The 26,558-nt window shown below is 64.8% G+C and carries 25 protein-coding genes and 1 tRNA gene; 21 read left to right on the top strand and 5 right to left on the bottom strand.

The window, feature by feature from the left end:
- The first annotated feature begins 100 nt into the window (after window positions 1-100).
- From ypfJ to B5M41_RS06830, 3 genes are all read left to right on the top strand, one after another.
- Entirely contained in the window at window positions 101-1,033 is a 933-nt protein-coding gene (gene ypfJ, locus B5M41_RS06820) for a KPN_02809 family neutral zinc metallopeptidase (RefSeq protein ID WP_134647132.1), read from the top strand.
- A gap of 175 nt (window positions 1,034-1,208) precedes the next feature.
- Window positions 1,209-2,462 (top strand): TCR/Tet family MFS transporter, encoded by a 1,254-nt coding sequence (locus tag B5M41_RS06825; protein WP_134647134.1) that lies wholly within the window; start codon window positions 1,209-1,211, stop codon window positions 2,460-2,462.
- 149 nt (window positions 2,463-2,611) lie between these two features.
- Window positions 2,612-3,982 carry an MATE family efflux transporter gene (locus B5M41_RS06830; RefSeq protein WP_134647136.1) on the top strand — a complete coding sequence of 457 codons (1,371 nt, stop codon included), beginning with the start codon at window positions 2,612-2,614 and terminating at the stop codon, window positions 3,980-3,982.
- 84 nt (window positions 3,983-4,066) lie between these two features.
- Here B5M41_RS06830 and carA read toward each other — a convergent pair whose 3' ends face one another.
- Window positions 4,067-5,275, bottom strand: coding sequence for a glutamine-hydrolyzing carbamoyl-phosphate synthase small subunit (carA, locus tag B5M41_RS06835; RefSeq protein WP_134647138.1), 1,209 nt, complete (start codon window positions 5,273-5,275; stop codon window positions 4,067-4,069).
- 323 nt (window positions 5,276-5,598) lie between these two features.
- Here carA and B5M41_RS06840 point away from each other — a divergent pair, with 323 nt between their 5' ends.
- From B5M41_RS06840 to recQ, 3 genes are all read left to right on the top strand, one after another.
- Window positions 5,599-6,048: a GatB/YqeY domain-containing protein gene (locus B5M41_RS06840; protein ID WP_134647140.1), complete on the top strand. Its 450-nt coding sequence runs from the start codon at window positions 5,599-5,601 to the stop codon at window positions 6,046-6,048.
- 124 nt (window positions 6,049-6,172) lie between these two features.
- The gene (gene dnaG, locus B5M41_RS06845; RefSeq protein WP_134647142.1) at window positions 6,173-8,170 is read left to right on the top strand and encodes a DNA primase; all 1,998 of its coding nucleotides are present in this window, start codon (window positions 6,173-6,175) and stop codon (window positions 8,168-8,170) included.
- A 75-nt stretch (window positions 8,171-8,245) separates the two neighbouring features.
- Window positions 8,246-10,084, top strand: coding sequence for a DNA helicase RecQ (recQ, locus tag B5M41_RS06850; RefSeq protein ID WP_134647144.1), 1,839 nt, complete (start codon window positions 8,246-8,248; stop codon window positions 10,082-10,084).
- 54 nt (window positions 10,085-10,138) lie between these two features.
- Here the strand turns inward: recQ and B5M41_RS06855 are convergent, their stop codons facing one another.
- Window positions 10,139-10,909 carry an SDR family oxidoreductase gene (locus tag B5M41_RS06855; protein WP_134647146.1) on the bottom strand — a complete coding sequence of 257 codons (771 nt, stop codon included), beginning with the start codon at window positions 10,907-10,909 and terminating at the stop codon, window positions 10,139-10,141.
- Window positions 10,910-11,061: 152 nt separating this feature from the next.
- Here B5M41_RS06855 and B5M41_RS06860 point away from each other — a divergent pair, with 152 nt between their 5' ends.
- The 7 genes from B5M41_RS06860 (at window position 11,062) to B5M41_RS06890 (ending at window position 19,256) form a co-directional block, all read left to right on the top strand.
- A complete protein-coding gene (locus B5M41_RS06860; protein WP_134647148.1) occupies window positions 11,062-11,790 on the top strand; it encodes a class I SAM-dependent methyltransferase in 729 nt (242 codons plus the stop codon).
- Between the two features lie 25 nt (window positions 11,791-11,815).
- Window positions 11,816-12,271 carry a GFA family protein gene (locus tag B5M41_RS06865; protein WP_134647150.1) on the top strand — a complete coding sequence of 152 codons (456 nt, stop codon included), beginning with the start codon at window positions 11,816-11,818 and terminating at the stop codon, window positions 12,269-12,271.
- Window positions 12,272-12,308: 37 nt separating this feature from the next.
- Entirely contained in the window at window positions 12,309-13,496 is a 1,188-nt protein-coding gene (locus B5M41_RS06870) for a glycine C-acetyltransferase (protein WP_134647152.1), read from the top strand.
- A gap of 33 nt (window positions 13,497-13,529) precedes the next feature.
- Window positions 13,530-14,567, top strand: a complete 1,038-nt coding sequence (tdh, locus tag B5M41_RS06875; RefSeq protein ID WP_134647154.1) for an L-threonine 3-dehydrogenase — start codon at window positions 13,530-13,532, stop codon at window positions 14,565-14,567.
- 43 nt (window positions 14,568-14,610) lie between these two features.
- Window positions 14,611-14,958, top strand: a complete 348-nt coding sequence (locus B5M41_RS06880; RefSeq protein ID WP_134647156.1) for a GFA family protein — start codon at window positions 14,611-14,613, stop codon at window positions 14,956-14,958.
- Between the two features lie 416 nt (window positions 14,959-15,374).
- Window positions 15,375-17,429 carry an RNA polymerase sigma factor RpoD gene (gene rpoD / locus B5M41_RS06885; protein WP_134647158.1) on the top strand — a complete coding sequence of 685 codons (2,055 nt, stop codon included), beginning with the start codon at window positions 15,375-15,377 and terminating at the stop codon, window positions 17,427-17,429.
- A 180-nt stretch (window positions 17,430-17,609) separates the two neighbouring features.
- A complete protein-coding gene (locus B5M41_RS06890; protein WP_134647160.1) occupies window positions 17,610-19,256 on the top strand; it encodes an alpha/beta hydrolase in 1,647 nt (548 codons plus the stop codon).
- An 88-nt stretch (window positions 19,257-19,344) separates the two neighbouring features.
- Here the strand turns inward: B5M41_RS06890 and B5M41_RS06895 are convergent, their stop codons facing one another.
- Window positions 19,345-20,451, bottom strand: coding sequence for a branched-chain amino acid ABC transporter substrate-binding protein (locus tag B5M41_RS06895; protein WP_134647163.1), 1,107 nt, complete (start codon window positions 20,449-20,451; stop codon window positions 19,345-19,347).
- A gap of 297 nt (window positions 20,452-20,748) precedes the next feature.
- Here B5M41_RS06895 and B5M41_RS06900 point away from each other — a divergent pair, with 297 nt between their 5' ends.
- From B5M41_RS06900 to B5M41_RS06920, 6 genes are all read left to right on the top strand, one after another.
- Window positions 20,749-21,321: a transglycosylase SLT domain-containing protein gene (locus tag B5M41_RS06900; RefSeq protein ID WP_134647165.1), complete on the top strand. Its 573-nt coding sequence runs from the start codon at window positions 20,749-20,751 to the stop codon at window positions 21,319-21,321.
- Between the two features lie 96 nt (window positions 21,322-21,417).
- Window positions 21,418-21,771: a DUF1428 domain-containing protein gene (locus B5M41_RS06905; protein ID WP_134647167.1), complete on the top strand. Its 354-nt coding sequence runs from the start codon at window positions 21,418-21,420 to the stop codon at window positions 21,769-21,771.
- Between the two features lie 50 nt (window positions 21,772-21,821).
- The gene (locus B5M41_RS26845) at window positions 21,822-21,944 is read left to right on the top strand and encodes a hypothetical protein (protein WP_256365802.1); all 123 of its coding nucleotides are present in this window, start codon (window positions 21,822-21,824) and stop codon (window positions 21,942-21,944) included.
- Between the two features lie 13 nt (window positions 21,945-21,957).
- Window positions 21,958-22,380 carry a secondary thiamine-phosphate synthase enzyme YjbQ gene (locus B5M41_RS06910; RefSeq protein ID WP_134647169.1) on the top strand — a complete coding sequence of 141 codons (423 nt, stop codon included), beginning with the start codon at window positions 21,958-21,960 and terminating at the stop codon, window positions 22,378-22,380.
- A gap of 58 nt (window positions 22,381-22,438) precedes the next feature.
- Window positions 22,439-22,789: a nuclear transport factor 2 family protein gene (locus B5M41_RS06915; RefSeq protein ID WP_134647171.1), complete on the top strand. Its 351-nt coding sequence runs from the start codon at window positions 22,439-22,441 to the stop codon at window positions 22,787-22,789.
- A 110-nt stretch (window positions 22,790-22,899) separates the two neighbouring features.
- Window positions 22,900-23,328, top strand: a complete 429-nt coding sequence (locus B5M41_RS06920; RefSeq protein WP_134647173.1) for a hypothetical protein — start codon at window positions 22,900-22,902, stop codon at window positions 23,326-23,328.
- 204 nt (window positions 23,329-23,532) lie between these two features.
- Here the strand turns inward: B5M41_RS06920 and B5M41_RS06925 are convergent, their stop codons facing one another.
- On the bottom strand, window positions 23,533-24,291 hold the full coding sequence (locus B5M41_RS06925; RefSeq protein ID WP_134647175.1) for an SIMPL domain-containing protein: 759 nt from the start codon (window positions 24,289-24,291) through the stop codon (window positions 23,533-23,535).
- A gap of 157 nt (window positions 24,292-24,448) precedes the next feature.
- Here B5M41_RS06925 and B5M41_RS06930 point away from each other — a divergent pair.
- Window positions 24,449-24,524 (top strand) — tRNA-Ile (locus tag B5M41_RS06930).
- 209 nt (window positions 24,525-24,733) lie between these two features.
- Here the strand turns inward: B5M41_RS06930 and B5M41_RS06935 are convergent.
- Entirely contained in the window at window positions 24,734-25,480 is a 747-nt protein-coding gene (locus B5M41_RS06935) for an SDR family oxidoreductase (RefSeq protein ID WP_134647177.1), read from the bottom strand.
- Window positions 25,481-25,572: 92 nt separating this feature from the next.
- On the opposite strand from B5M41_RS06935, the gene B5M41_RS06940 reads away from it, so the two are divergent.
- Window positions 25,573-26,505 (top strand): AraC family transcriptional regulator, encoded by a 933-nt coding sequence (locus B5M41_RS06940; protein ID WP_134647179.1) that lies wholly within the window; start codon window positions 25,573-25,575, stop codon window positions 26,503-26,505.
- Window positions 26,506-26,558 lie beyond the last annotated feature (53 nt).

A 26,558-nucleotide genomic window follows, 5' to 3' on the forward strand; every position in this document is an offset into this window, starting at 1 on the left:
TTCGTTTTGCAAGCGGGCCCGGCACGCCCTATAAGCTGTTGCTGAGGAACGAATTCGTGTCGTGAACGTTCGTCGCCAATTCAATGCGGGGAAATGCGCCATGGAATGGAAAGGTCGTCGCCAGTCGGACAATATCGAGGACCAGCGCGGAGCCGGGCCTTCCATGGGTGGCGGCAACCCGTTCGGCCGCGGCGGCGGGTTCCGCATTCCCATGGGCGGCGGGCGTCGTGCCGGCGGCGGCATGAGCATCGGCACGATCATCTTCCTCGTGGTGATCTATTTCATCTTCAAGGCCATGGGCATCGACCTGCTGCAGGTCATGGGCAATGGCGGCCAGGTCAGCGTGCCCGGTGTCGAGCAGACGGAAAGCGCCAACCGGCGCACCTCGCCGCAGGAAGAGGAAACCAAGGCCTTCATGGCGACGGTTCTGGCCGAGACGGAAGACACCTGGAACGGCATCTTCCAGGCGGCCGGCGAGCGCTACGAGGAGCCCAAGATGGTGCTCTTCTCCGGTTCGGTCCAGTCCGCCTGCGGCTTCGCGTCGGCGGCATCCGGCCCGTTCTATTGCCCCGGCGACCGCAAGGTCTATCTCGACATGAGCTTCTTCGACGAGCTCGCCAGCAAGTTCGATGCGGCCGGAGATTTCGCCCAGGCCTATGTCGTCGCCCATGAGGTCGGCCATCACGTGCAGAACCTCACCGGCGTGCTGCCGCGCTTCAACCAGCAGCGCCAGCGCATGAGCCAGGAGGAAGCCAACCAGATGTCGGTCCGCGTCGAGCTTCAGGCGGATTGCTATGCCGGCATTTGGGGCAAGTACACGCAGCAGAAGGGCCTGCTGGATGCGGGCGACCTCGACGAGGCGCTGAACGCCGCCACCCAGATCGGCGACGATACGATCCAGAAGCGCATGCAGGGCTATGTCGTGCCCGAGAGCTTCAACCACGGCACGTCCGAACAGCGCCGCCGCTGGTTCAAGCGCGGCTTCGATACCGGCCGCGTCGATCAGTGCGACACCTTCAAGGGCGACGTCTGATCCCGTCGATCCATCGTCAACGAAAACCCTCCGGTCTGCCTGGCCGGAGGGTTTTTCGTTGGAGCGGGCGGCGATTTGCGATGTTCATGGATTGTTTCGCCCGGAAAACTGAAATAGAAGTCGCGGCCTGACATTTCCGCGCCCGATGGCGGGTGTTTTCGTTCGAGGTCTCTTCATGGTCGATGCCAGGTCCACCCGGCGCGGGCTCTTTCTCGTCTTCATGATCATGTTCCTCGACGTGATCGGCATCGCCATCGTCGTGCCGGTGCTGCCCACCTATCTGCACGAACTGACCGGCGACGATATCAGCCAGGCGGCCATCGACGGCGGGTGGCTGCTGCTCGTCTATGCCGGCATGCAGTTCCTCTTCGCGCCGCTCATCGGCAATCTCTCGGATCGCTTCGGGCGCCGGCCGGTGCTTTTGGCCTGCATCCTGACCTTCGCCATCGACAACCTGATCTGCGCGCTGGCGACGAGCTATTGGATGCTGTTTGCCGGCCGCGTGCTGGCGGGCATCAGCGGAGCGAGCTTCTCGACGGCCGCCGCCTTTATCGCCGATGTCTCCGACGACGAGACGCGGGCGAAGAATTTCGGCCTGATGGGCATCGCGTTCGGCACCGGCTTCGTGATCGGACCCGTGATCGGCGGCGTGCTCGGGGAATTCGGCCCGCGCATCCCCTTCTACGGCGCCGCCGCGATCGCCTTCCTCAATTTCGTCGCCGCCTGCATCCTGCTGCCGGAAAGCCTCGCGCCGAAGAACCGCCGCCGGTTCGAACTCGCCCGCGCCAATCCGCTCGGCGCGCTGCTTCAGATGCGCAACCATCCCGGCGTGCTGTGGGTGGGCGTCGTGCTGTTCTGCTACGGGCTGGCGCATGCCGTCTATCCGGCCGTCTGGCCCTTCGTCGCCGCCTTGCGCTACGGCTGGAGCGAAGGCCAGATCGGCCTGTCGCTCGGCGTCTTCGGCATCGGCGGGGCGCTGGTCATGGGCTTCGTGCTGCCGCGCATCGTGCCGCGCATCGGCGAATACCGCACGGCGGTCGTCGGCATCTGCTTTTCCGTCCTCGGCCTTTGCGGCTATGCCGCGGCCTGGCAGGGCTGGATGGTCTATGTGGTGATCGTGCTGACGGCGCTCGAAAGCCTCGCCGACCCGCCGCTGCGCTCGATAGCGGCGGCACGCGTTCCGCCATCCGCGCAGGGCGAGTTGCAGGGCGCGCTCACCAGCATATCCAGCATCACCACCGTCATCGGTCCGCTGCTCTTCACCCAGGCCTTCAGCTACTTCACCGGCCCGAAGGCGCCGGTCACCTTTGCCGGCGCGCCCTATGCGCTGGCGGCAGCGATCCTGTTCATCGGGCTCATCGTCTTCATCACGACGTTGCGCGGCGCGGGTGCGGGCCCGAAGGCGAAAACAGCGCCGGAAACGGCTTGAAGGCGCTTTCAATCGTGACATTTCGACGAAACCGTGCGGAAGCGGCCTGTTTCGGGCCGCTTTTCGTCTTTTTGATCAAAGCATCAATTCTATTCGATTGATCGCGGGCGGGACTTGTGATCGGAAGCGATGCGAAAGTGAGAACCACCATGGACACCGCATCGCATCACGCCGACAACAGCTGGCGCGCGCATTTCCGCGCAACCTTGACGCTTGGCGTGCCGCTGATCGGCGCCCAGCTCGCGCAGCTCGGCATCCACACGACCGATGTGGTGATCCTCGGCCGGCTGGGTGCCGCGCATCTCGCGGCCATCGTGCTGGGAAGCCAGTTTTTCTTCACGCTGTTCATTCTGGGTTCGGGCTTCGCCAATGCCGTCATGCCCATGGTGGCGCAGGCCTATGGCCGGGGTGACACCGTGTCGGTGCGCCGTTCCGTGCGCATGGGCATGTGGGTGGTGCTGATCTATGCCGCACTGATGATGCCGATCTTCTACAATGCGGAGCGCATCCTGCTCTATGCCGGCCAGAAGCCCGAAGTGGCGGCGCTCGCCGGCAGCTACCTGAAGATCGCCCATTGGGGCATGGCGCCGGCACTGCTCTTCATGACGCTGCGCGGGCTTGTCAGCGCGCATGGCCGCGCCGGCATCGTGCTCTATGTCACGATCGTCATCCTGACGGTCAACGCCTTCTTCGCCTATGCGCTGGTGCTCGGCCATTTCGGCTTTCCGGCCTGGGGCATCGAGGGAGCGGCCGTGGTCTCCTTCGGGGTCAACCTTCTCAGCTTCGTGCTGATTACCGCCTACATCCAGTCGCGGCCCGCCATGCGGCGCTACGAGCTCTTCGTGCGCTTCTGGCGGCCCGACTGGGCCGCATTCCGGGAGGTCGTGCAACTGGGGCTGCCGATCGGCCTGACCATGCTGGCGGAAGTAAGCCTCTTCACCGGCGCCTCGCTTTTGATGGGCCGTCTCGGCACGCTGGAGCTTGCCGCCCACGGTATCGCGCTTCAGCTCGCCTCGCTCGCCTTCATGATCCCGCTCGGCCTTGCGCAGGCCGGCACGGTGCGTGTCGGCGTGGCGCATGGGCGCGGCGATCGTCTGGGTGTGGTGCGTGCGTCCTGGGCGGTGCTCGCCGTCGCCGCGACCATCGCGGTCTTCGGCGGCCTGCTCTTTGCGCTCGTTCCGCGCGAACTCGCCGCTGTCTTCCTCGACAAGGCCGGCAAGGATTCGGCGGCGGTGCTGGCGATCGCCGGCCCCTTCGTGGTGGTCGCCGGCCTCTTCCAGCTGGTCGACGGCCTCCAGGCCATTGCCGCCGGCCTGCTGCGCGGCCTTAAGGACACGCGCATACCGATGGTGCTGGCCCTCATTTCCTATTGGCCGATCGGTTTCTTCTGTGCGTGGTTCCTGGCCTTCCCGGCGGGCTTCGGCGGGGTCGGCATCTGGTTCGGCTTCGTCAGCGGGCTGGCCGCCGCAGCCGTCCTGCTCAACTGGCGCTTCTACCGCCTCGTGCGGCAGCGGGTCTGATGGACGGCGCGCACTGACGTGTATTCACAAACTGAAAAGGCCCCGGACATGTCCGGGGCCTTCCTGTTTCCGTAGGTCGGAACCTTACGCGCGTTCCGGCAGGGCTTCCTCGCCCTTCTTCGCGCGCACCAGATTGATGAAGCGGCGGAAGAGGTAGTGGCTGTCCTGCGGGCCGGGGGAGGCTTCCGGGTGGTGCTGCACGGAGAAGACCGGCTTGCCGACGAGGCGCAAGCCGCAATTCGTGCCGTCGAACAGCGAGATGTGGGTTTCCTCCACGCCGTCGGGCAGCGACGACGAGGCGACGGCGAAGCCGTGGTTCATCGAGACGATCTCCACCTTGCCGGTCGTGTGGTCCTTGACCGGGTGGTTCGCGCCATGGTGGCCCTGGTGCATCTTCTCGGTGGTGGCGCCGACGGCGAGGCCGAGCATCTGGTGGCCGAGGCAGATGCCGAAGATCGGCAGGCCGGTTTCGATCAGTTTCTTGATGACCGGCACGGCGTATTCGCCCGTCGCGGCCGGGTCGCCCGGGCCGTTGGACAGGAAGATGCCGTCGGGCTTCTGCGCCAGGACGTCATCGGCGCTTGATGTAGCCGGCATGACGGTGACCTTGCAGCCGAGGCCGGCGAAGAGGCGCAGGATGTTGCGCTTCACGCCGTAGTCGAGGGCCACGATGTGGTACTTCACGTCGCTGTCGGCGAGGTCTTCATAGCCTTCGTTCCACACCCATGGCTTCTCGCTCCAGCGCGAGGACTGGCCGGAAGAGGCGACCTTGGCGAGGTCGAGGCCGACAAGGCCGCCCCAGGCCTTGGCTTCGGCCTTCAGCGTCTCGATGTCGAAGACGCCGTTCGGGTCATGGGCGATGACGGCGTTCGGCGCGCCGTTCTCGCGGATCCAGGCCGTCAGCGCGCGCGTATCGATGCCCGACAGGCCGATGATGCCGCGGGCCTTCAGCCAGGCGTCGAGGTCCTTGGCCGAGCGGTAGTTCGAGGGATCGGTGATGTCGGCCTTGAAGATGGTGCCGACGGCGCCGTGGCGGGCGGCCGGCGTCAGGTCCTCGATATCCTCGTCATTGGCGCCGATATTGCCGATATGCGGGAAGGTGAAGGTGACGATCTGCCCGAGATAGGAAGGATCGGTCAGGATTTCCTGGTAGCCCGTCAGCGCCGTGTTGAAGCAGACTTCCGCGGTCACCTTGCCGGTGGCGCCGATGCCCTTGCCTTCGATGACGGTGCCGTCGGCCAGCACGAGCAGGGCGGTCGGCTTTTCAGAGGTCCATGCGGGGGTCGAGGTCATGTTCATCCCGTTTCCGGCACCGGAGCCACCGGCTTGAAAGCCGCGGGGCCAGGCACCATTTGAGGTCGCAGGCAAGGGCGCGCGGAAACCCGCGTTGGTTCGCCCTGATTGCCAAATTTCGTGCAGGTGCCGGAAAATAGACAAAGCGGATGGCGGGGTCAACCGCCGCCTGTGGATTGCGTGGAATTATAAAGCGTTTTGAATCATGCGCTTACGCAATCCGTTTGCGGTCGGGCCCGTTGCCGGTCTATGAGCATGCACAATCGAACGACGACAAGGGCCTGTCGCGCATCCGGCGCCGGCGGCCTTTCATGGAGAAAATGATGCGCGAAATCTTCGCAAACGACCTGAAGGAAGCCCTCAAGGCAAAGGACGCCTGCCGTGTCTCCACGCTGCGCCTGATCCAGGCGACGCTGAAGGACCGCGACATTGCCAACCGCGGCGCGGGCAAGGGCCCCGTCGAGGACGACGAGGTGTTGCAGATCCTCGCCAAGATGATCAAGCAGCGCGAGGAATCGTCCAGGATCTTCGCCGATAACGGCCGCCCGGAACTCGCCGCCCAGGAACAGCAGGAAATCGCCGTCATCAAGGGTTTCCTGCCCGAGCAGCTTTCCGACGAGAAGGTGCGCGAACTGATATCGGGCGTCATCACCGAGATCGGCGCGCAGGGCCTGCGCGACATGGGCAAGGTCATGGCCGTGCTCAAGGAGCGCTATCCGGGCCAGATGGACTTCGCCAAGGCCTCCGGCGTGGTGAAGGACCTGCTGAAGTAAGACGGGAAGGGCGGCTTTGGCCGCCCTTTTCCTTTGTGCCGCCGCCTGTGGATTGCTGTGGGTGACGGACTATCGCTGGCGGCGGGGCGTCCGCGTGGTTATATGAACCTCGACCGAGGTAACCATGCGCTTTTCCAATGCCTTCCTAGACGAGATCCGTGACCGCGTTCCCATTTCGGACGTGATCGGCCGGCGCGTGACCTGGGATCGCAAGAAGACCAACGTTTCGCGCGGCGATTACTGGGCCTGCTGCCCGTTCCACGGCGAGAAGTCGCCGAGCTTCCACTGCGAGGATCGCAAGGGCCGCTATCATTGCTTCGGCTGCGGCGTGTCGGGCGATCATTTCCGCTTTCTCACCGATCTCGACGGGCTGTCCTTCCCGGAGGCCGTCCAGCAGATCGCCGACCTTGCCGGCGTGCCCATGCCCCAGCCCGACCCGCAGGCCGAGCAGCGGGAAAAGGAGCGCATGGGCCTCGTCGAGGTCATGGAGATGGCGACGCGCTTCTTCGAGGACCAGTTGCAGACCCCGGCCGGCGCCAAGGCGCGCGCCTATCTGCGCGACCGCGGCCTGACGGGGCGCACCATCGAGACGTTCCGCCTCGGCTATGCGCCGGAAAGCCGCAATGCGCTGAAGGAGCATCTGGCGCGCAAGGGCGTGCCGAAGGAGGCGATCGAGGCCTGCGGGCTCGTCGTGCACGGGCCCGAAATCCCCGTTTCCTACGACCGTTTCCGCGACCGCATCATGTTTCCCATCCATTCGGTGCGCGAGAAGGTCATCGCCTTCGGCGGCCGCGCCATGTCGCCGGATGCGCCGGCGAAGTATCTCAATTCCAACGAGACCGAGCTCTTCCACAAGGGCAGCGTGCTCTACAACCATGCCCGCGCCCGAAAGGCCGCGCAGGGGGCCGGCCGCGCCGGCAACGCCGGCCAGGACGACCGGGCGACCGGCACGATCATCGCCGTCGAAGGCTATATGGATGTGATCGCGCTCCATCAGGCCGGCATCGAGAATGCGGTGGCGCCGCTCGGTACGGCGCTGACCGAAAACCAGCTCGACCTTCTGTGGCGCATGACGCCGGAGCCCGTGCTGTGCTTCGATGGCGACGGGGCGGGCATCCGTGCGGCCAACCGCGCCGCCGATCTCGCCCTGCCGCTCATCAAGCCGGAGCGCACCGTGCGCTTTGCGCTTTTGCCCGACGGCAAGGACCCGGACGATCTGGTGCGCCATGAAGGCCGCGCGCCCTTCGACAAGGTCATGGCCAGCGCACGGCCGCTCGCCGACATGATCTGGAACCGCGAGGTGCAGGGCGCGAATTTCGACACGCCGGAAAGCCGCGCGGCACTGGAGGCACGGCTGCGCCAGGTCACGGCCGTCATTGCCGACGAGGACGTGCGCCGCCATTACCAGCAGGCGATGCGCGATCGGCTGAACAGCTTCTTCCGTCCAGTGCCGCGGCAGGGCGGCGGCAATTTCAGCGGCAACCGCCAGCAGAGGGGCGGCGCGCGCGGCGGCCAGCAGGGCAATGGGGTCGCGACGGGTATTTCCGACCGGCTTGCCCGCTCGGCGCTGGTGCGCGGCGCGCAGGAACTGCCGGCGCTGCGCGAGAGCGTTCTGGCGCTCACCGTCGTCAACCATCCCGGCCTGCTGTTCAGCGATTACGACGATATCGCCAGCATCGAGTACGACAACCGCGATCTTCAACGCCTGTGGTCGGCGCTGCTCGGCATTGCCGGCTCCGTCGGCGCGCGGCTGGAGCGCGACCGGCTGATCGAGGATCTCGAAACGGCCGGCTTCGAGACGCTGCTCAAGGGGCTGGAACAGCAGATCCGCAATTCACGCCTGTGGACGGCGACGGCCGAGGCCGCGCCGGAAGATGCGCGCGAGGGCTATCTCCAGGCGCTTGCCCTGCACAAGCGCACCCGCGCGCTGCTCTGGCAGCGCCGCGAACTGGAGCGGGAACTGGCCGTTTCTACCGAGGAGGGCGACGATGAGCGCGTGCCCCAGATCCTGCGCGCCCTTCAGGAGGTGCAGCTGGAGACCGTGCGCATGGAGAACCAGGAAGCCATCATCGAAGGCTTCGGCGTGCTCTCCGGCCGCGTGAAGGGGCCTGCCGGCAAGTAGGGGTAAACGACCTTGCAAAGGTTGCCTCCCCACGCTGCAAACCCCATAGTCCGCCGTGAACGAAACGGGATTCGCATGCTCGACACCTCCACCGCAACCGCCCGCCCATCTCCCCTCGACGTGTTGAAGCGCGTCTATGGCTACGACGCCTTCCGCGGCAAGCAGCAGGCGGTGGTGGAGCATGTCACGGATGGCGGCGATGCGGTCGTGCTCTTCCCCACCGGTGCCGGCAAGTCCCTGTGTTTCCAGATCCCGGCGCTGTGCCGCGATGGTGTGGGCATCGTCATCTCGCCGCTGATTGCGCTGATGCGCGATCAGGTGGAGGCGCTGAAGCAGCTTGGCGTCAGGGCGGCGGCGCTCAATTCCTCGCTGTCGCGCGAGGAGTTTTTCGCCGTGCGTGATGCCATGCGCGCCGGCGAGCTCGACATGCTCTACGTCACGCCGGAGCGCATCGTTACGGATGGTTTCAGCGACCTTGTGGCGGGCGCCCGCATCGCGCTCTTCGCCATCGACGAGGCGCATTGCGTCTCGCAGTGGGGGCATGACTTCCGGCCGGAATACCGCACGCTCGGCATGCTCGGCGAACGTTATCCCGGCGTGCCGCGCATCGCGCTGACGGCGACCGCCGATCCGCATACGCGCGAGGACATCATCGAGCGCCTGGGCCTCGACAGCGCGGAGGTCTTCACCACCAGCTTCGACCGGCCGAACATCTCCTACGAGATCGCCGAGCGCGACCAGCCGCGCCAGCAGCTCCTGCGGTTTCTTTCCAAGCATCAGGGCGAGAGCGGCATCGTCTATTGCCTGTCGCGCGCCAAGGTCGAGGACACGGCGGAGTGGCTGAACACGCAGGGTGTTCGGGCGCTGCCCTATCATGCGGGCTTCGACCGGGCGGTGCGCGATGCCAACCAGGATGCGTTCCTGAAGGAGGAGAACCTCTGCCTCGTGGCGACCGTCGCCTTCGGCATGGGCATCGACAAGCCGGATGTGCGCTATGTCGCGCATCTCGACCTGCCGGGCTCGGTGGAGGCCTATTATCAGGAGACCGGCCGCGCCGGACGCGACGGCCTGCCGTCGGATGTCTGGATGGCCTATGGCATGGCCGATGTCGTGCAGCGCCGCAAGATGATCGACGAGGGCGGGGCGGCCGAGGAGATCAAGCGCATCGAGCGCGCCAAGCTGATGTCGCTGCTGGCGATCTGCGAGACGGCCGGTTGCCGCCGGCAGGCGATCCTCGCGCATTTCGGCGAGAGCCATGCGGGCCGCTGCGGCAATTGCGATACCTGCCGCAATCCGGTCGAGACCTGGGACGGCACCGAGGCGGCCATCAAGGCGCTGGCCGCGGTCTACCGCACCGGCGAGCGTTTCGGCGCTGCCCATGTCATCGATGTGCTGGTGGGCGCCGTCAACGAAAAGACGGAGCGTTTCGGCCATACCGAAATGCCGGTTTTCGGCGCGGGCAAGGACGTTGCCAAAAGCGTCTGGCAATCGATCTTCCGCCAGCTCATGGCCATGGGGCTGGTCAGTGTCGACCATTCGGCCTTCGGCGCTCTGAAGCTGGAACCGGAGGCGCGTGCCGTCTTCCGTCGGGAGCGGGAGGTGCTTTTGCGCAAGGACCGGCCGCAGACCGGCCGCAAGGCCCGGGCGGGCGGATCGCCCGCGTCGCGCGAACGCTCCAACCTCAGCGGTTCCGACCTGGCGCTGTTCGAGGCGTTGCGCGCCGAGCGCCTGGCCATCGCCAAGGATCTCGATGTTCCGCCTTACGTCGTCTTCCCCGACACGACGCTGATCGCGCTCGCCCGCGAACGTCCCGCCGATCTGGAGGAGCTTCTGGATATTCCCGGCATCGGCGTTTCAAAACGCGACCGCTTCGGCGAGGCCTTCCTGGCCGTCATCGAGGATTTCGCCGGTTAGAGCATTTACAGCCGAAGCGGGATCGCTTCGGCGTCGGACAATGCGGCAAAGAAGCTACATCCTGACCGTCATGCCGCCATCGACGACGAGCACATGGCCGTTGACGAAGGAGGCGGCGTCGCTGGCAAGGAACAGGGCGGCGCCGGCGATCTCGTCGGGGCGGGCCCAGCGCTGGACGGGAATGCGCTGGCGCACGAAGGGCATCAGCTCCTCATTGGCGGCCATCGCCGCGTTGGTCTCGGTGGCGAACCAGCCGGGCGCGATGGCATTGCTGGTGATGCCCAAGGGGCCGTAATCCACGGCCATGCTGCGCATGAGGCCGGTCAGGCCCTGCTTGGCGGCGGGATAGACCCCGTCATTGGGCATGGCGACATGCCCGCCGATGGAGGTGACGGCGATGAGCCGGCCGTGGCCGTTCTTCTTCATCAGCGCGGCGGCGTCGCGCGAAAGGCTGATGGCGGCCGAGAGGTCGGTGAGGATGAGGTCGTCGATGGCGGCGTCGTCCATGTCCGCGAGGGCGCGCCGGTCCCGCGCGCCGACATTGTTCACCAGCACGTCCAGCCGGCCATGCCTGGCCTCGATGTCAGCGAGCGCCCTGCGCTGGGCCGCCCGGTCGGCGATGTCGAAGGCGGCGGCGGAGGCCTGGCCGCCGCCGGCGGCGATCCGGGCGACGGCCTCCTCCAGTGTCGCGGCGGTGCGTCCGCTCACGACGACATGCGCGCCGGCCTGCGCCAGCCCCAGCGCGATCTCGAAGCCGAGCCCGCGGCCGCCGCCGGTGACGAGCGCCACACGACCCTTCTGGGAAAACCTGTCCAGTATCGTCATCGCCCCAACCCCCGTTGTTCCCGCCACCGGACAAGAGGAATGCCGGGCTGTCAAGCCTGCTCTGGTCACCGGCCCGCCATGGTGACTGCCGTCACCCCTCGCTTTTCCGCATGTCGAAAACGCGTTATGTCCTTTCTCTGAAAGGATCCGCGATGGCTCAGAACATCTATGACCAGCCAGCCTTCTTTGAGGGATACAGCAATCTGCCCCGTTCGCTTTACGGACTTGCGGGTGCGGCAGAATGGGGCTCGGTGCGGGCGATGCTGCCGGACCTCGCGGGCAAGCGTATCGTCGATCTCGGCTGTGGCTTCGGTTGGTTTGCGCGTCATGCGGCGGGCGAGGGCGCGCAGAGCGTGCTGGGCCTCGATCTCTCGCAGAACATGATCGCCCGCGCGCGCGCCGAAACCACTTCACCGGTCGTGCGCTACGAGATCGCCGATCTCGACCGGCTCGACCTGCCGGCGCAGGCTTTCGATCTGGCCTATTCGTCGCTCGCCTTCCACTATACCGCGGATTTCGAGCGGCTGGTTCGCACGATCCATGCCGCGCTGGTGCCGGGCTCGGATTTTGTCTTCACCATCGAGCATCCCATCTTCATGGCGCCGTCCGCGCCCGATTGGGCCGAGGTCGGTGGGAAAACGATCTGGCCGGTCGATGGCTACCTTGTCGAAGGCCAACGCACGACAGATTGGCTCGCCGAGGGGGTCGTCAAATATCATCGCACGCTGGGCACGACGCTGAACGCGTTGATCGCGGCGGGCTTCACGCTTCGCCATGTCGAGGAATGGCGGCCGAGTGCCGCGCAGCTCGCCGAGCATCCGGAATGGCAGGTCGAGCTTAACCGACCGATGTTCCTGCTGATCGCCTGCGGGCGTCCCTAAGCATCCATCCTGAGAGGACCGAGCCATGAAAAGACTGAAATTGCCGCTCGATGGTGCCTGCCGTTGCGGGCGGGTCAAAATTCGCGTGAGTGCACCGCCGCTGATCACAATGGCCTGCCATTGCACAGGCTGCCAGCGCATGTCGGCCAGCGCCTACTCGCTGAGCGCAGCGATCCCGGCTGAAGGGTTTGCCGTTATTGCCGGCGAACCCGTCGTTGCCGGTTCCAGTCCGCATATCGGGCATCATTTCTGTCCGGATTGCATGACATGGATGTTCACGCGGATGCCCGGGCTGGATTTCTTCGTCAACGTTCGGCCGACCATGCTGAACGATGTGGCGTGGTACAGTCCCTTCGTGGAAACCTACACGAGCGAGAAACTGGCCTGGGCGACGGTCCCTGCCGTGCATAGCTATACGAAATTTCCTGAAATGAGCGAGATGGAGCCTCTGATCGCCGCCTATGCGGCCAGCGTCGCCTGATCCGCCGAATGTCCCTTCCAGCCGTGAGTGCGCGACCATGACGTCCACCTTTATCACCCATCTGCAATCCGAGATCGAGGGCCTCAAGGCCGGCGGCCTTTACAAGTCCGAGCGTGTCATCACCTCCAAGCAGGCCGGCGAGATCGCGGTCCAGTCGGGCGAGCGGGTGCTGAACTTCTGCGCCAACAACTATCTCGGCCTCGCCGACAACGCGGAACTGGCCGAAGCCGGCAAGGCGGCGCTCGACCGCTACGGCTACGGCATGGCCTCCGTGCGCTTCATCTGCGGCACGCAGGAAGAACACAAGCAGCTGGAGGCACGCATTTCCTCCTTCCTCGGGCTGGAAGACACGATCCTCTATTCCTCCTGCTTCGATGCCAATGGCGGCCTGTTCGAGACCCTGCTCGGTGAAGAGGACGCGATCATCTCGGATGCGCTGAACCACGCCTCGATCATCGATGGCGTGCGGCTCTCCAAGGCCAAGCGCTTCCGTTACGCCAACAACGACATGGGGAGCCTTGAAGAGGAACTGAAGAAGGCGGAGGGCAGCCGCTTCAAGATGATCGCCACCGACGGCGTCTTCTCCATGGACGGCATCATCGCCAATCTCGGCGGCGTCTGCGACCTCGCCGAAAAATACGGCGCGATGGTCATGGTCGATGACAGCCATGCCGTCGGTTTCTTCGGCAAGCATGGGCGCGGCTCGGCCGAACATTGCGGTGTCGAAGGCCGCGTCGATATCATGACCGGCACGCTCGGCAAGGCGCTGGGCGGGGCCTCGGGCGGCTATACGTCCGGCAAGCGCGAGGTGGTCGAATGGCTGCGCCAGCGCTCGCGGCCCTATCTCTTTTCCAACACGCTCGCCCCGGTCATCGCGGCCGCCTCGCTCAAGGTCTTCGACCTCATCGACCACGGCGATGCGCTGCGCGCCCGCCTCAATGCCAATGCCGATCTCTTCCGCAGCGAGATGACGAAGCTCGGCTTCACGCTGGCGGGCGAGGGGCATCCCATCATTCCCGTCATGCTGGGCGACGCCGCGCTGGCGCAGGAAATGGCAAGCCGCATGCTGGCGAAGGGCGTCTACGTCATCGGCTTCTCCTTCCCCGTCGTGCCGCGCGGGCAGGCGCGCATCCGCACCCAGATGTCGGCCGCGCACAGCGAGGCGGATGTCCGCAAGGCCATCGACGTCTTCGCTGAGGTGGGACGCGAACTCGGCGTTATTTGAACTGTCTTCTGAATCCCTTGCGGAGGTTTCGTCATGTCGAACATGATGCGTGCGCTGGTTAAGGCAAAGCCCGAGGTCGGCCTATGGATGGAGCACGTGCCCGTGCCCGAGGTCGGCCCGAACGATGTGCTGATCCGGGTCAAGAAATCGGCGATCTGCGGCACGGACGTGCATATCTGGAACTGGGATCAATGGGCGCAGAAGACCATTCCCGTTCCCATGGTCGTCGGCCACGAATTCGTCGGCGAGATCGCCGAGATCGGCTCGTCCGTCACCAAGTACAAGGTCGGCGAGCGCGTCTCGGGCGAAGGGCATATCGTCTGCGGCAAGTGCCGCAACTGCCGCGCCGGGCGCGGGCATCTGTGCCATTATACCAAGGGTGTGGGCGTCAACCGGCCGGGCTCGTTCGGCGAATTCGTCTGCCTGCCGGAATACAATGTCGTGCCGATCCCCGATGACGTGCCCGACGAGGTGGCGGCGATCTTCGATCCGTTCGGCAATGCCGTGCACACCGCGCTTTCCTTCGATCTCGTCGGCGAGGACGTGCTCGTCACCGGCGCCGGCCCGATCGGCATCATGGGCGCGATGGTCGCCAAGCGGTCGGGCGCGCGCAAGGTCGTCATCACCGACATCAATCCCGTCCGCCTCGAACTCGCCCGTAAGGTCGGCATCGATTACGTCGTGGATGCATCCAGCCAGGACCTCGCGGACGTCATGACGCAGATCGGCATGACCGAGGGCTTCGACGTGGGGCTGGAAATGTCGGGCGCGCCGCCGGCCTTCCGCTCCATGATCGACACGATGAACAATGGCGGCAAGATCGCCATCCTCGGCATCGCGCCTGATGGTTTCGGTATCGACTGGAACAAGGTCATCTTCAAGATGCTGACGCTCAAGGGCATCTATGGGCGCGAAATGTTCGAAACGTGGTACAAGATGATCGCTTTCGTGCAGGGCGGCCTCGACCTTGCCCCGATCATCACCCACAGGATCGGGATCGACGACTTCCACGACGGCTTCGAGGCGATGCGCTCGGGCAATTCCGGCAAGGTCGTCATGGACTGGTATTGAGGCTTGCCACGCGGGCGGCGAACACAGGCAGGGAGGAGACACGATGAGGTATGAGGGAAGCTGCCATTGCGGCAACATCGCCTTCGAGGTGGAGGGCACGTTCGACAGCGGGCTCGACTGCAACTGTTCCCTGTGCCGGCGGCGTGGCGGGCTCCTGGCCTTCGTTCCGGCGGAAAACCTGCGGCTGACGACGCCGCGCGAGAACCTGTCGACCTACACCTTCAACCGCCACGTCATCCAGCATCACTTCTGTGCCAATTGCGGTATCGCGCCCTATGGCGAGGGCACCGACCCCAAGGGAAACCGCATGGCGGCGGTCAATCTGCGCTGTCTTCCGGCAATCGACATCGAGGCGCTGACGATCACCAAGGTGGATGGGCGTTCCTTCTGACCTTCTGAAGCGAATCGCCTTGGCCGGATCGCCGGACATCAGGCGTTGGCAGGCCCTTGTCTTTGGGCGAAGAGCGCCTACATGAGGGACAATCACCCTGCTATGCCGGCTTTCCCGCCTAGAAACCCGAATCGTAGGCTTTTACGGGTTTTTTGCCGGAAAAGCTTGACGCAACCGAAAATTCTGGGAATCACCATTGTTGGCGAGCAAGGAATGGGTACGGCTATCGGGAAGTCATGCAGTCGTGTCGCCTCGGCGGCGCGTTCACAAGCCCGCAGGCCGGGCGTGGTTAATCGGGATTTAATTGTCCATCCGTTAGGTCAGGGATGCTGATTCGCGGTAACGCACGCCGAAGGGCGATCGGCTGCGGACCCCCAACCGCTTGGAAACGGATATTCAGGAAAGCGACAGAGTAAATGGCGACGAAGGTCAAAGAGAACGAGGAAGTCGAAAACGAACGCGAAGGCGCATCCGACGGCCCTCTTCTCGATCTTTCCGATGATGCCGTCAAGAAGATGATCAAGGCCGCCAAGAAGCGCGGCTATGTCACGATGGATGAGCTGAATTCCGTTCTGCCCTCCGAGGAAGTCACTTCGGAGCAGATCGAGGACACCATGTCCATGCTCTCCGACATGGGCATCAACGTCATCGAGGATGAGGACGCAGAAGAGGCGGCCCAGGGCGGCGACGACGAGGCGAGCGACGACGACAACGACGGCGAGGGCGGCGAGCTTGCCCCTTCCGGCGGCACCGCGCTTGCGACTGCCAAGAAGAAGGAGCCGACGGACCGTACCGACGACCCGGTGCGCATGTATCTGCGCGAGATGGGTTCGGTGGAGCTCCTGTCGCGCGAAGGCGAAATCGCCATCGCCAAGCGCATCGAAGCCGGCCGCGAGACCATGATCGCCGGCCTCTGTGAGAGCCCGCTGACGTTCCAGGCCATCATCATCTGGCGGGATGAACTCAACGAAGGCCAGACGCTGCTGCGCGAGATCATCGATCTCGAAACCACCTATTCCGGTCCGGAGGCGAAGGCCGCCCCGCAGTTCCAGTCTCCTGAAAAGATCGAGGCGGACCGCAAGGCCGCCGAGGAGAAGGAAAAGAACCGCAAGCCGCGCGCGGCAAATGACGACGACATCACCAATGTCGGCGGCGAGGGCCAGCCGGCGGAAGAAGAGGAAGAGGACGACGACGAGTCGAACCTTTCGCTCGCCGCCATGGAAGCGGAACTGCGTCCGCAGGTCATGGAAACGCTCGACACGATCGCCGAGACCTACAAGAAGCTGCGCAAGCTGCAGGACCAGCAGGTGGAAGCCCGCCTGCAGGCCACCGGCACGCTGTCGCCTGCCCAGGAGCGCCGCTACAAGGAGCTCAAGGACGAGCTGATCACGGCCGTCAAGTCGCTGTCGCTCAACCAGAACCGCGTCGACAGCCTTGTCGAGCAGCTCTACGACATCTCCAAGCGCCTGATGCAGAACGAAGGCCGCCTGCTGCGCCTGGCCGAAAGCTACGGCGTCAAGCGTGACTCGTTCCTCGAGCAGTATTCCGGCGCGGAACTCGATCCGAACTGGATGAAGTCGATCGCCAACCTGTCGGCCCGCGGCTGGAAGGAATTCGCCAAGAGCGAGAACACGACGATCCGCGACATCCGCCAGGAGATCCAGAACCTCGCCACCGAAACCGGCATCTCGATCGCCGAATTCCGCCGCATCGTCTCGATGGTGCAGAAGGGCGAGCGCGAGGCGCGCATCGCCAAGAAGGAGATGGTGGAAGCCAACCTCCGTCTCGTGATCTCGATCGCCAAGAAGTACACGAACCGCGGCCTGCAGTTCCTCGATCTCATCCAGGAAGGCAATATCGGCCTCATGAAGGCGGTCGACAAGTTCGAGTATCGCCGCGGCTACAAGTTCTCCACCTACGCGACGTGGTGGATCCGTCAGGCGATCACGCGTTCGATCGCCGACCAGGCCCGCACGATCCGCATCCCGGTGCACATGATCGAGACGATCAACAAGATCGTCCGCACCTCGCGCCAGATGCTGCACGAGATCGGCCGCGAGCCGACCCCGGAAGAACTGGCCGAGAAGCTCGCCATGCCGCTCGAAAAGGTCCGCAAGGTCCTGAAGATCGCCAAGGAGCCGATCTCGCTGGAAACGCCTGTCGGCGACGAAGAAGATTCGCACCTCGGCGACTTCATCGAGGACAAGAATGCGCTGCTGCCGATCGACGCTGCCATCCAGGCGAACCTGCGCGAGACGACGACCCGCGTTCTGGCCTCGCTCACGCCGCGCGAAGAGCGCGTGCTGCGCATGCGCTTCGGCATCGGCATGAACACCGACCACACGCTGGAAGAAGTTGGCCAGCAGTTCTCGGTGACGCGCGAACGTATCCGCCAGATCGAGGCGAAGGCGCTGCGCAAGCTCAAGCACCCGAGCCGCTCCAGAAAGCTCCGCTCGTTCCTCGACAGCTGAGCCTGTCCTGAACCGTTCAAGGGCCCGGTCGTTCTCGCGACCGGGCCTTTTTCGTTTCCGGATCGGGCCGGGCGGGCAAGAGGCATGCCTTCATGCCCAAAGCATGGGCAAAAAACCCGCCTGCGGTTGCCTCGGGGCGGTCGCCGTGCAAGGTTCCCTGTGACTGCGAAGGAGGTGCGGATGCGGGATCGGTTGTGGTCTTTTCTCTTGTCGTTCTCCGTGGTCGGCCTCCTGCTCGGCACGCTGTTCTTCGCGGTGTCGCTGACGCCAAGCCTTTTGCCGCGCACCTATGTCACGCAGGGCATTCTTTCCGGCGTCGCCATGGCCTGCGGCTATGGACTGGGCGTCGCGCTTGCCGCGCTCTGGCGCTGGTTCGAGCTGCCGGTGACGCAGGGGCCGGTGCGGCTGTGGCTTCGGGCCGCGGCCGGCGCGTTCTGCGCCATCGTCGTGCTCGTCTTCCTCTGGCGGGCGGCCGAGTGGCAGAATTCCATCCGCACGCTGATGCATCTGCCGCCGATCGAGACGGCGCATCCGTTCTATGTCGGCGCCATCGCGCTCGGCATCTTCCTGCTCCTGCTTGCCGTCGGCAAGCTCTTCGCCCTCGTCGTGCGGCTCATTGCCAGCACGTCGCGCGTTGCCGCGCCGCGGCGGCTCTCCTACGTCATCGGCACGGCGCTTGCCGCCACGCTGTTCTGGACCATGGCTGACGGGTTGCTGCTGCGCTTCGTGCTGCACACGGCGGATTCGTCCTTCCGGCGGCTCGACCAGGTCATCGAGCCCGACACGGAGGAGCCGTCCGATCCGCTGAAATCGGGAAGTGCCGCCTCGCTGGTGCGCTGGGACGAGCTTGGCCGCATGGGGCGCTCCTTCGTGGCCAGCGGTCCCTCGGCGCAGGACATCGCCTCCTTCACCGGCAAGCCGGCCGTCGAGCCGCTGCGCGTCTATGCCGGGCTCAATGCTGCGGAGACGCCGGAGGCGCGCGCGAAGATCGCGCTCGACGAGCTGATCCGCGTCGGCGGCTTCGAGCGCTCGACGCTGCTGGTCGTGATGCCGACCGGCACCGGCTGGATCGATCCCGAGGCCCTGGATACGGTCGAGTACCTGCACCATGGCGATATCGCGAGCGTCGCCATCCAGTACTCCTATCTCGCAAGCTGGCTTTCGCTGATCGCCGAGCCGGATTACGGCGCGGAGGCGGCCCGCGCGCTGTTCCGCGCCGTCTACAATCACTGGACGACGCTGCCGAAGGGCAGCCGTCCGAAGCTCTATCTCTACGGTCTCAGTCTGGGTGCGCTGTCGTCGGAGCAGTCGGCCGAACTGTTCGAGGTGATCGGCGATCCCTATCAGGGGGCGTTGTGGGCGGGCCCGCCGTTTCCCAGCCGCATCTGGCGCAAGATGACCGCCGACCGCAATCCCGGCACGCCGGCCTGGCTGCCGCGCTTCCGCGACGGCTCCTATGTGCGCTTCACCAGCCAGAAGAACGTGCTGCCCGAGGCCGGCGACCATTGGGGGCCGATGCGCATCGTCTACCTGCAATATGCCAGCGATCCCGTGACCTTCTACGATCCCTATTCGCTCTACCGCCAGCCCGCCTGGATGGCCGTGCCGCGCGGGCCGGATGTCTCGCCGGATTTCCAGTGGTATCCCGTCGTCACCTTCCTGCAATTGACGCTCGACATGGCGATGGCCACCACCGCACCGATGGGCCTGGGCCATGTCTATGCCGGCGAGCACTATATCGACCCTTGGATCGCCGTCACCGATGTGCAGGACTGGGGCGATGCCGATATCGCACGCCTGAAGGAGAAGTTCCGCGCCGAGCGATAAACGCTTCAAGGGATGAGGGGCAGCATCCTCTTCACAAACAAAAACGCCGGGGCAGTGCCCCGGCGTTCGACTGTCCAGGTCGCGCCGCTTACTCAGCGGAGACGATCTTGCCGTCTTCCCACTTGAAGAGCGAGAAGCTCTGCGAGGTGAGGTCGCCGGTTTCGCCGTAGGTCAGCTTGCCGATGGCGGTCGGGATCTCTTCGCCCGACTTCAGCGCGGTCGCGACAGCGGCCGGGTCATCGGCACTGCCGGCCTTCTCGATGCCGGCCTTCAGCACTTCCACGGCGGCATAGGCATTGAGCGTGAAGGCTTCCGGCGGGATGCCCTTTTCCTTGAGCGCCGCGACGGCAGCCGAGGAGTCGGGGTTCTTCAGCGCGTCAGATGCGTTGGTGAAGATCGTGCCGGCAGCCGCTTCGTTGCCGATTGCCCAATATTCGCTGTTCGACAGGCCTTCGCCGCCGATGATGGTGGCGTTGACCGAGAGGTCCTTCAGCTGGCGTGCGAGCAGGCCGCCTTCCGGGTGGTAGCCGCCGAAATAGATGACTTCGACGCCATCGGCCTTGAGGCGGGTGAGCAGCGAGGAGAAGTCCTTCTCGCCCGGCGTGACGGAGTCATAAAGCGCCTCGGTGATGCCGCCGGCATTGATCGCGGCCTTGAACGCATCGGCAAGACCCTTGCCGTAGGCGCCCTTGTCGTGGATCACGGCGACCTTCTTGTCCTTCAGGTTCTTCAGGACATAGGCGGCGGCGACTTCGGCCTGCTGGTCGTCGCGGCCGCAGGTGCGCAGCACGTTGGTGAGGCCGCGGGCCGTGAGATCCGGAGCGGTCGCGGTCGGCGTGACCATCAGGATGCCGTTTTCGGCCAGAACGTCGGAGGCCGGGATGGCGACGCCCGACGTGACCGGGCCGACCACGAAGCGGATGCCTTCGCCGACGATCTGGTTGGCGGCCGAAACGCCCTGCTTGGGCTCGCCGCCGTCATCGGCCAGTTTCAGCACGACCTGTTCGCCGAGGATGCCGCCGTTCTTGTTGATCTCGGCGACGGCTGCTTCAGCACCGTTCTTGACCTGGTCGCCATAGGCCGCGACGGGGCCCGTCAGCGGGGCGATGAGGCCGATGACGATATCGGCGTGCGCAAGCGGCGCGAAGGCGACGGAAGCGGCGAGCAAGGCTCCGGCGAAAATGGGCTTCTTCATGATTTTCTCCTCAACGGGGGCCATTGGGGCCCGGTTGCAAGCGCCCGTGCGAACGGGATGGCGTTGGCCGAAAATCCGTTGCAGGGCCGTGTTCAGCGGTCCGGAACAATCGTGCGCGAGAGGCCGGCTAGCTATGGATTGATTAGGCCGCGAGGGCAAAAAGAGCAACAAAATAATGCATTTGCATCTTTGATGGGCGGATCAGCCGCGTAGATGGAACGGATATGCGGCAATTGAATCAAAACGAATTGTTAAGATTTACGATTTATAAATATCCGCGATTTTTGAGGAACTGCGATGCGTTGCGTATTGATCGTCGTTCTCCTGCTGCTTGCCGGTTGTGCGTCTGTCCCCAGGCAGACACAGAATGCCTGCGCGATCTTCGAGCAGCGCGATGGACTTTTCGATAACTGGCGGAAAGCCGCCTATGGCGCCCAGCGGGAATACGGCGTGCCCGTGCCCGTGCTGATGGCGACGATCTATGCCGAATCCGGTTTCCGGCACAATGCGCGCCCGCCGCGCACCAAGCTCTTCGGCTTCATTCCGTGGAAACGCCAGTCGACGGCGCTCGGCTTCTCGCAGGCGCTCGACGGCACCTGGAAGCGCTACCAGCGCGAGACGGGCCGCTGGTCGGCCAAGCGCACCAACTTCAACGACGCGATCCGCTTCATCGGCTGGTATCACACCGAGAGCAACCGCCGGAACGGCATTGCGCTCAACGACACCTACCGCCTCTACATCGCCTATTACCACGGACATGCCGGCTATCAGCGCGGCAACTGGAGCGGCACGGCGAAGGCCGGCGCGAAACGGGCCTCGACCATGGCGTCGAACTACGCCCGCCAGTTGAGGTCCTGCGGCGGCTGGTAGGCCGCCGTCGCAAGGCGCCAGAAAAAGTTCGTCCCCCTGTCGGATCGGGCCTCGGCCCCGCGTCCTTGTTCTGTGTGAGCAGAAGGAGAGACGCGCATGACCTATGTTGACGGTTTCGTGCTGGCCGTACCGAAGGCCAATATCGAGGCATACAAGGAGATGGCCCGTACCGCCGGCGATGTCTGGAAGGAACTCGGCGCCGTCGACTATGTGGAATGCATCGGCGACGACGTGCCCTATGGCGAGCTGACCTCGTTTCCCCGCGCCGTGCAGGCGCGTGACGACGAGGTGGTGATCTTCTCGTGGATCACCTACGCCTCCCGGGAAAAGCGCGATGAGATCAATGCGAAAGTGATGAAGGATCCGCGCATGCAGGGGGACGCATGGAAGGAGGTCTTCGACGGCAAGCGCATGATCTATGGCGGCTTCCGGCCCTTCCTCGAATTGTGAAGACCTGCGGGCTGCGCTACTACTGTGCCATCCACAGGAAAGGACGCAGCATGAACCTCTATTACGCGATCGTCGGCGAAACGACGGATACCAATATGGGTCTCGCCCGCTTCATGGGCGTGATCGTGGTGTTCATCGTGCTGGGCGGCGGGCTGTCCTGGCTCATCGGCTGAGGCTGCGTTCGTCGTGCCGCAACGGCTGATCGAGATATCCACGCGCGGGCAGGGGCTTTACGAGTTCACCCGCGAGGTCGAGACTTTCGTTCGTGAAGCCGGCGTAACGGAGGGTCTTCTGACCGTCTTCGTGCGCCACACCTCCTGCTCCCTGCTGATCCAGGAGAATGCCGATCCCGACGTGCGGCACGATCTCGACCGGTTCTTCCGCCGGCTCGTGCCGCCGTCCGACGATCCCTCCATGCGCTGGGTCGTCCATACGATGGAAGGGCCGGACGACATGCCGGCGCATATCAAGGCGGCGCTCACGCAGGTCTCCATCTGCATCCCCGTCATGGCCGGGCGGCTTGCGCTCGGCACCTGGCAGGGGCTTTATCTCTTCGAGCACCGTGACCGCCCGCACCGGCGCGAGATCGTGCTGCATCTCAGCGCCTGACGGGAACCCTTTTCGGGCTCGTCCGTTTGGCGCCTTGCCCACCGGAGAGGAGACCCCCATGGCTGATACGACAGACCTTGCCCGCAGCGTGATCGCCGCGCTGAACGCCCGCGATTTCGCCACGCTTTCCGCCCGCGTGCAGGAGGATGTCGTGCTCTCCGGCATCGGCGAGGGCAGCGACAACGGCCGCGAGGCGCTGCGCGACCGCTTCGCCCGCTATTTCCAGTCATCGGACGAGACCTATGCCGACGCCCTCGTCATGAGCGATGCCGGCGGCCAGGCCGTGGCCATCCGCGTGACGGCGCATGGCAAGACGGCGGGCGGCAGCGCCTATTCGCGCGAAAAGATCGTGTTCCTGGAGGTCGATGAGGGCGCGATCACCCGCATTGCCCTGTTCAACGGTTCATGAAGTTGAACGCAAGCTGAACGGACGATTCCATTTGCGTTCAGCATCGCCGCCATAAGGTGTTCTCAATCGCCGGCGAGAAAAGGTTCTGCCGGAGCCAACAGGAGCCTCTCATGAAGACCTTTCTGACCAAGACCATTGTCGCCGCCGTCCTCGGCCTCGGTGCGTTGACCGCTTCTGTTCCGGCCGCCTCGGCTGCCGGCCTCAGCGTGACCATCGACAACGTCGGCTACCGCAACGGTTTCCTCCAGGTCCAGCAGGGCTGGGGCGATGATGGCGGCTGGGATCGCCGTGAGCGCCGTGACCGGGGCGATCGCTGGGATCGCCGCGACGACCGCCGTCATGGCGATGGCTGGGGCCGTGGCCGCGGCCGCTGCGCGCCGGGCCTTGCAATCGAGAAGGCGCGCGATTTCGGTATGCGCCGCGCCAGCATCGCCGACATGTCGCCGCGCCGCGTCGTGGTCGAAGGCTTCCGCCGTGGCGAATACACCCGCATGGTCTTCGCCAACGAGCGCGGTTGCCCCGCCATGTGGCGCCGCTGAACAGCTGCGGGGCCGGCGTGACGCCGGCTCCCGCGAGGAAAGCTGTTCGCCTCGTCACCCCCGGCCGGCGGACGGCCTGCCCTCCCGACATCGTCGGGAGGGCTTTTGCGTTTGCACGCACCTGATATGCGCCCCGATTCTTCCGACAACGAAAAAAGGGCCGGTTTCCCGGCCCTTCCGTCATGTCTGCAAGGCGGCAAGGCCTCAGTTGTTCAGCGCGAAGGTCACGTTGACGGTGACCGAGTAGCTGTTTTCGCCGGCCGCGATCGGCACGGCGCCGGCGGCGGCGAAATCCTTGGCCATGGTGCGGGCGATCGGCATCGCCTCGGCGCGGTAGGAGGTTTCGGAAATCTCGATCACGCGGCCAAGGCCCACGCCGGCGGCTTCCGTCAGTTCCTTCGCCTTGGCGACGGCGTTCTCGACGGCCTTCTTGCGGGCGGCGCTCACGGTTGCTTCCGGCTTGTCGTTGACGAAGCGGATGCCGCTGCCCTGGTTGGCGCCGAGCGTCACGGTCTTGTCGACGATCTCGCCGAGCTTGGAGAGGTCGCGCACGCGCAGCGTCACCGTGTTGGTGACCTGGAAGCCGATCAGCACCGGCGGCGGGTTTTCGCCCGTCGAGCTCTGCGGATACTGGTACTGCGGGTTGATCATGAAGCCGGAGGTCTGCACGTCGCGTTCCTCGATGCCGGCTTCCTTCAGCGCGGCGAGTATCTCGGCCATCGCCTTGTTGTTGGCGTCGAGCGCCTCGCGCGCCGTCTTGGCGTCCTTGACGACGCCGAGATCGACCACGGCCATGTCAGGGGCCACTTCCGCGCTGCCTTCACCGGTTACGATGATGGTCGCCTCGCGCGGCTTCGAGGCGGCGTCCTGGGCCCACGCGGCGAGCGGGAGCGCGGTGGCGGCAGCAAGCGAAAGGGCGAACAGGCTGGCAGCCGTGCGACGGCCGGTGATTGCATGGAACATGCTCGAATATCTCCTGATGATTGTGTCCCTTGCCGTGTTCATCGTCGTTCATTGTGTAGAGATTACGGCAGTGCTTGTGAGAAAAGACTATTTCGTCTAGACGGTTAACACCGTCGGCCGCCATTGACCGACGAACCCCCGCCCACAGGGCCGGGAAGGGCCTGTAGCTCAATGGTTAGAGCCGGCGGCTCATAACCGCTTGGTTGGGGGTTCGAGTCCCTCCGGGCCCACCATTTCCCATTATCCAATGTCGCCCAAGTGGTCTCCGGGCACCATTTCTGGAATATCATAGGGAAGTCCCCGCCGCCGACGGCTACAAGACCAGGTTCGGCTTCGGCGACCGGTTTTTTCTTCACGATGAAAACCACAGGACGGTCCACGCCTCTCTCATCAGCCTGGGGATCGAGTTCGCCATTCCGCAGGCCTTCCGCCGTTTCCTCCGTCAGCGCGCCTGGGCCAGCGCGACGGCGTCGGCTCCTGCGGGGAATCGAAGCCGGTTGCCGGTCTCGTGGACGGCCTGCCAGATCGCTTCTGCAACATCGCTTTCCGTCGTGGTCAGGGACGGATTGGCGAATGCTTCTAGGATCGGCCGGGCGAAATCTGTGTAGTCGCCGGGAAGGAGGTCCGAGACCGGAACGATGGCATTCGCCCCGAACCGGGTGGTCGGCGCATAACCGGGCTCGACGAGCTTCACCCGCACGCCGAAATAGCCGAGCTCATGCGCAAGCGAAGCCGAGAAGCCTTCGATGGCCTGTTTCGTTGCGGTATAGGCCGCCGCGAGCGGGAATGCTCCCAACGCGACGCTCGACGTGACGTTGATGATGGTGCCGGATCGACGCTCGCGCATCTGCGGGATGACCGCCTGGCACATGGCCATGACGCCGATCGTGTTGGTCTCGATAAGCTGCCGGACGAGGGACATCGGCATCGCCTCGAATGCACCCACACCGCCAAGCCCGGCATTGTTCACGAGAACGTCGATTGGACCGGCGGATTTGAAAAGGCTGGCGATGCTGTCGGGGCACGTCACATCGAGCGGCAGCACGCGCAGCCGTTCGTTTGCCGCAAAAAGCGATGGATCCGGACGCCGCATGGTCGCCAGGACATTCCACCCGCGGGAAAGGAAGTGTTCGGCGGTGGCCTTGCCGTAGCCGGATGATGTGCCGGTAATGAGGATGGTCTTCGTCATGTCGGTCTCCTTGGTTTCGGTGAGACAGCAATAGACAATCGCGGGAAGACGATCTATAATTCCACGTCCAGGAAATTTTATGGATCGTCCAGATGGACCCGCTCAGTGATATCGTCGCTCTCCTGCGGCCCAGGGCCGCGATCGCGAAGCCCATTTCCGGGCGCGGCCGATGGGGCGTTCGTTACAGGGCCTATGACGCGCCCGGCTTCACGCTCGTCCTCACCGGGGAAGCCTGGGTCGCGTTGGGCGACCGGGAGCCGCTTCGCATTGCCGAAGGCGACTTTCTGCTTTTGCCGACGACGCCGGCGTTTTCCCTGTACAGTGAACCCGGCGTCGCCTGCATTCCCGCCGAACCTCTGGCGGAAGCTGTCCGCCATGGCGAGCAGCACGGTGCGCCGGACTTCGCGGCGCTGGGCGGGAGCTTTTCGATCGAGAGCGTCAACGCACAGCTGCTGCTCACGCTGCTGCCCGACGCGATCTTTATCCCTGCGTCGGCGGGGCGGGGGACGCGGTTCGGCCGCATGATCGAACTCTTGTCCGAGGAGTGCATGGCTGATCATCCGGGCAAGGAACTGGTTATCCAGCGCTTGCTGGAAATGCTGCTGGTCGAGGCGCTGCGGTGGGACGTCGGCGGCGACACCGCGGCATCGGCGAACCTGTTGAACGGGCTGCGCGATCCCGCCATGGCCCGTGCCCTGCGCGCCATCCACGAGGATGTCCGCACGCGATGGACGGTCGCCGAACTCGCTGGAATAGCCGGCATGTCGAGATCGGGTTTCGCCGCGCGATTCAACGAGGTTGTCGGTTGCGCGCCGATTGAATATCTCGCGCGCTGGCGCATCGCTATCGCCAAGCAGGCACTGCTGAGCGGCGCAAAGTCGCTCGACAGGATCGCGGATGAAATCGGTTACGAATCCGCCAGCGCGTTCAGCACGGCGTTCAGCAAGCGGCTCGGCTGCTCTCCGGGCCGGTTCGCGAGACGCCATGCCGTCAATGCGGGCGGCGGCATGCCGGCGGCCTCGTAACGCTGCCGCCTGGCGGAGAGGGACCACCGGCTGTTGCCGGTGGTCGAGAGTTT

This window comes from Shinella sumterensis, assembly GCF_004514425.2.
Taxonomy (GTDB): domain Bacteria; phylum Pseudomonadota; class Alphaproteobacteria; order Rhizobiales; family Rhizobiaceae; genus Shinella; species Shinella sumterensis.

Excerpts from the sequence above, each read along its gene's own strand:
- ypfJ (WP_134647132.1), top strand. The coding sequence starts at position 101 with ATGGAATGGAAAGGTCGTCGCCAGTCGGACAATATCGAGGACCAGCGC.
- B5M41_RS06825 (WP_134647134.1), top strand. The coding sequence starts at position 1,209 with ATGGTCGATGCCAGGTCCACCCGGCGCGGGCTCTTTCTCGTCTTCATG.
- B5M41_RS06830 (WP_134647136.1), top strand. The coding sequence starts at position 2,612 with ATGGACACCGCATCGCATCACGCCGACAACAGCTGGCGCGCGCATTTC.
- carA (WP_134647138.1), bottom strand. The coding sequence starts at position 5,275 with ATGACCTCGACCCCCGCATGGACCTCTGAAAAGCCGACCGCCCTGCTC.
- B5M41_RS06840 (WP_134647140.1), top strand. The coding sequence starts at position 5,599 with ATGCGCGAAATCTTCGCAAACGACCTGAAGGAAGCCCTCAAGGCAAAG.
- dnaG (WP_134647142.1), top strand. The coding sequence starts at position 6,173 with ATGCGCTTTTCCAATGCCTTCCTAGACGAGATCCGTGACCGCGTTCCC.
- recQ (WP_134647144.1), top strand. The coding sequence starts at position 8,246 with ATGCTCGACACCTCCACCGCAACCGCCCGCCCATCTCCCCTCGACGTG.
- B5M41_RS06855 (WP_134647146.1), bottom strand. The coding sequence starts at position 10,909 with ATGACGATACTGGACAGGTTTTCCCAGAAGGGTCGTGTGGCGCTCGTC.
- B5M41_RS06860 (WP_134647148.1), top strand. The coding sequence starts at position 11,062 with ATGGCTCAGAACATCTATGACCAGCCAGCCTTCTTTGAGGGATACAGC.
- B5M41_RS06865 (WP_134647150.1), top strand. The coding sequence starts at position 11,816 with ATGAAAAGACTGAAATTGCCGCTCGATGGTGCCTGCCGTTGCGGGCGG.
- B5M41_RS06870 (WP_134647152.1), top strand. The coding sequence starts at position 12,309 with ATGACGTCCACCTTTATCACCCATCTGCAATCCGAGATCGAGGGCCTC.
- tdh (WP_134647154.1), top strand. The coding sequence starts at position 13,530 with ATGTCGAACATGATGCGTGCGCTGGTTAAGGCAAAGCCCGAGGTCGGC.
- B5M41_RS06880 (WP_134647156.1), top strand. The coding sequence starts at position 14,611 with ATGAGGTATGAGGGAAGCTGCCATTGCGGCAACATCGCCTTCGAGGTG.
- rpoD (WP_134647158.1), top strand. The coding sequence starts at position 15,375 with ATGGCGACGAAGGTCAAAGAGAACGAGGAAGTCGAAAACGAACGCGAA.
- B5M41_RS06890 (WP_134647160.1), top strand. The coding sequence starts at position 17,610 with ATGCGGGATCGGTTGTGGTCTTTTCTCTTGTCGTTCTCCGTGGTCGGC.
- B5M41_RS06895 (WP_134647163.1), bottom strand. The coding sequence starts at position 20,451 with ATGAAGAAGCCCATTTTCGCCGGAGCCTTGCTCGCCGCTTCCGTCGCC.
- B5M41_RS06900 (WP_134647165.1), top strand. The coding sequence starts at position 20,749 with ATGCGTTGCGTATTGATCGTCGTTCTCCTGCTGCTTGCCGGTTGTGCG.
- B5M41_RS06905 (WP_134647167.1), top strand. The coding sequence starts at position 21,418 with ATGACCTATGTTGACGGTTTCGTGCTGGCCGTACCGAAGGCCAATATC.
- B5M41_RS26845 (WP_256365802.1), top strand. The coding sequence starts at position 21,822 with ATGAACCTCTATTACGCGATCGTCGGCGAAACGACGGATACCAATATG.
- B5M41_RS06915 (WP_134647171.1), top strand. The coding sequence starts at position 22,439 with ATGGCTGATACGACAGACCTTGCCCGCAGCGTGATCGCCGCGCTGAAC.
- B5M41_RS06920 (WP_134647173.1), top strand. The coding sequence starts at position 22,900 with ATGAAGACCTTTCTGACCAAGACCATTGTCGCCGCCGTCCTCGGCCTC.
- B5M41_RS06925 (WP_134647175.1), bottom strand. The coding sequence starts at position 24,291 with ATGTTCCATGCAATCACCGGCCGTCGCACGGCTGCCAGCCTGTTCGCC.
- B5M41_RS06935 (WP_134647177.1), bottom strand. The coding sequence starts at position 25,480 with ATGACGAAGACCATCCTCATTACCGGCACATCATCCGGCTACGGCAAG.
- B5M41_RS06940 (WP_134647179.1), top strand. The coding sequence starts at position 25,573 with ATGGACCCGCTCAGTGATATCGTCGCTCTCCTGCGGCCCAGGGCCGCG.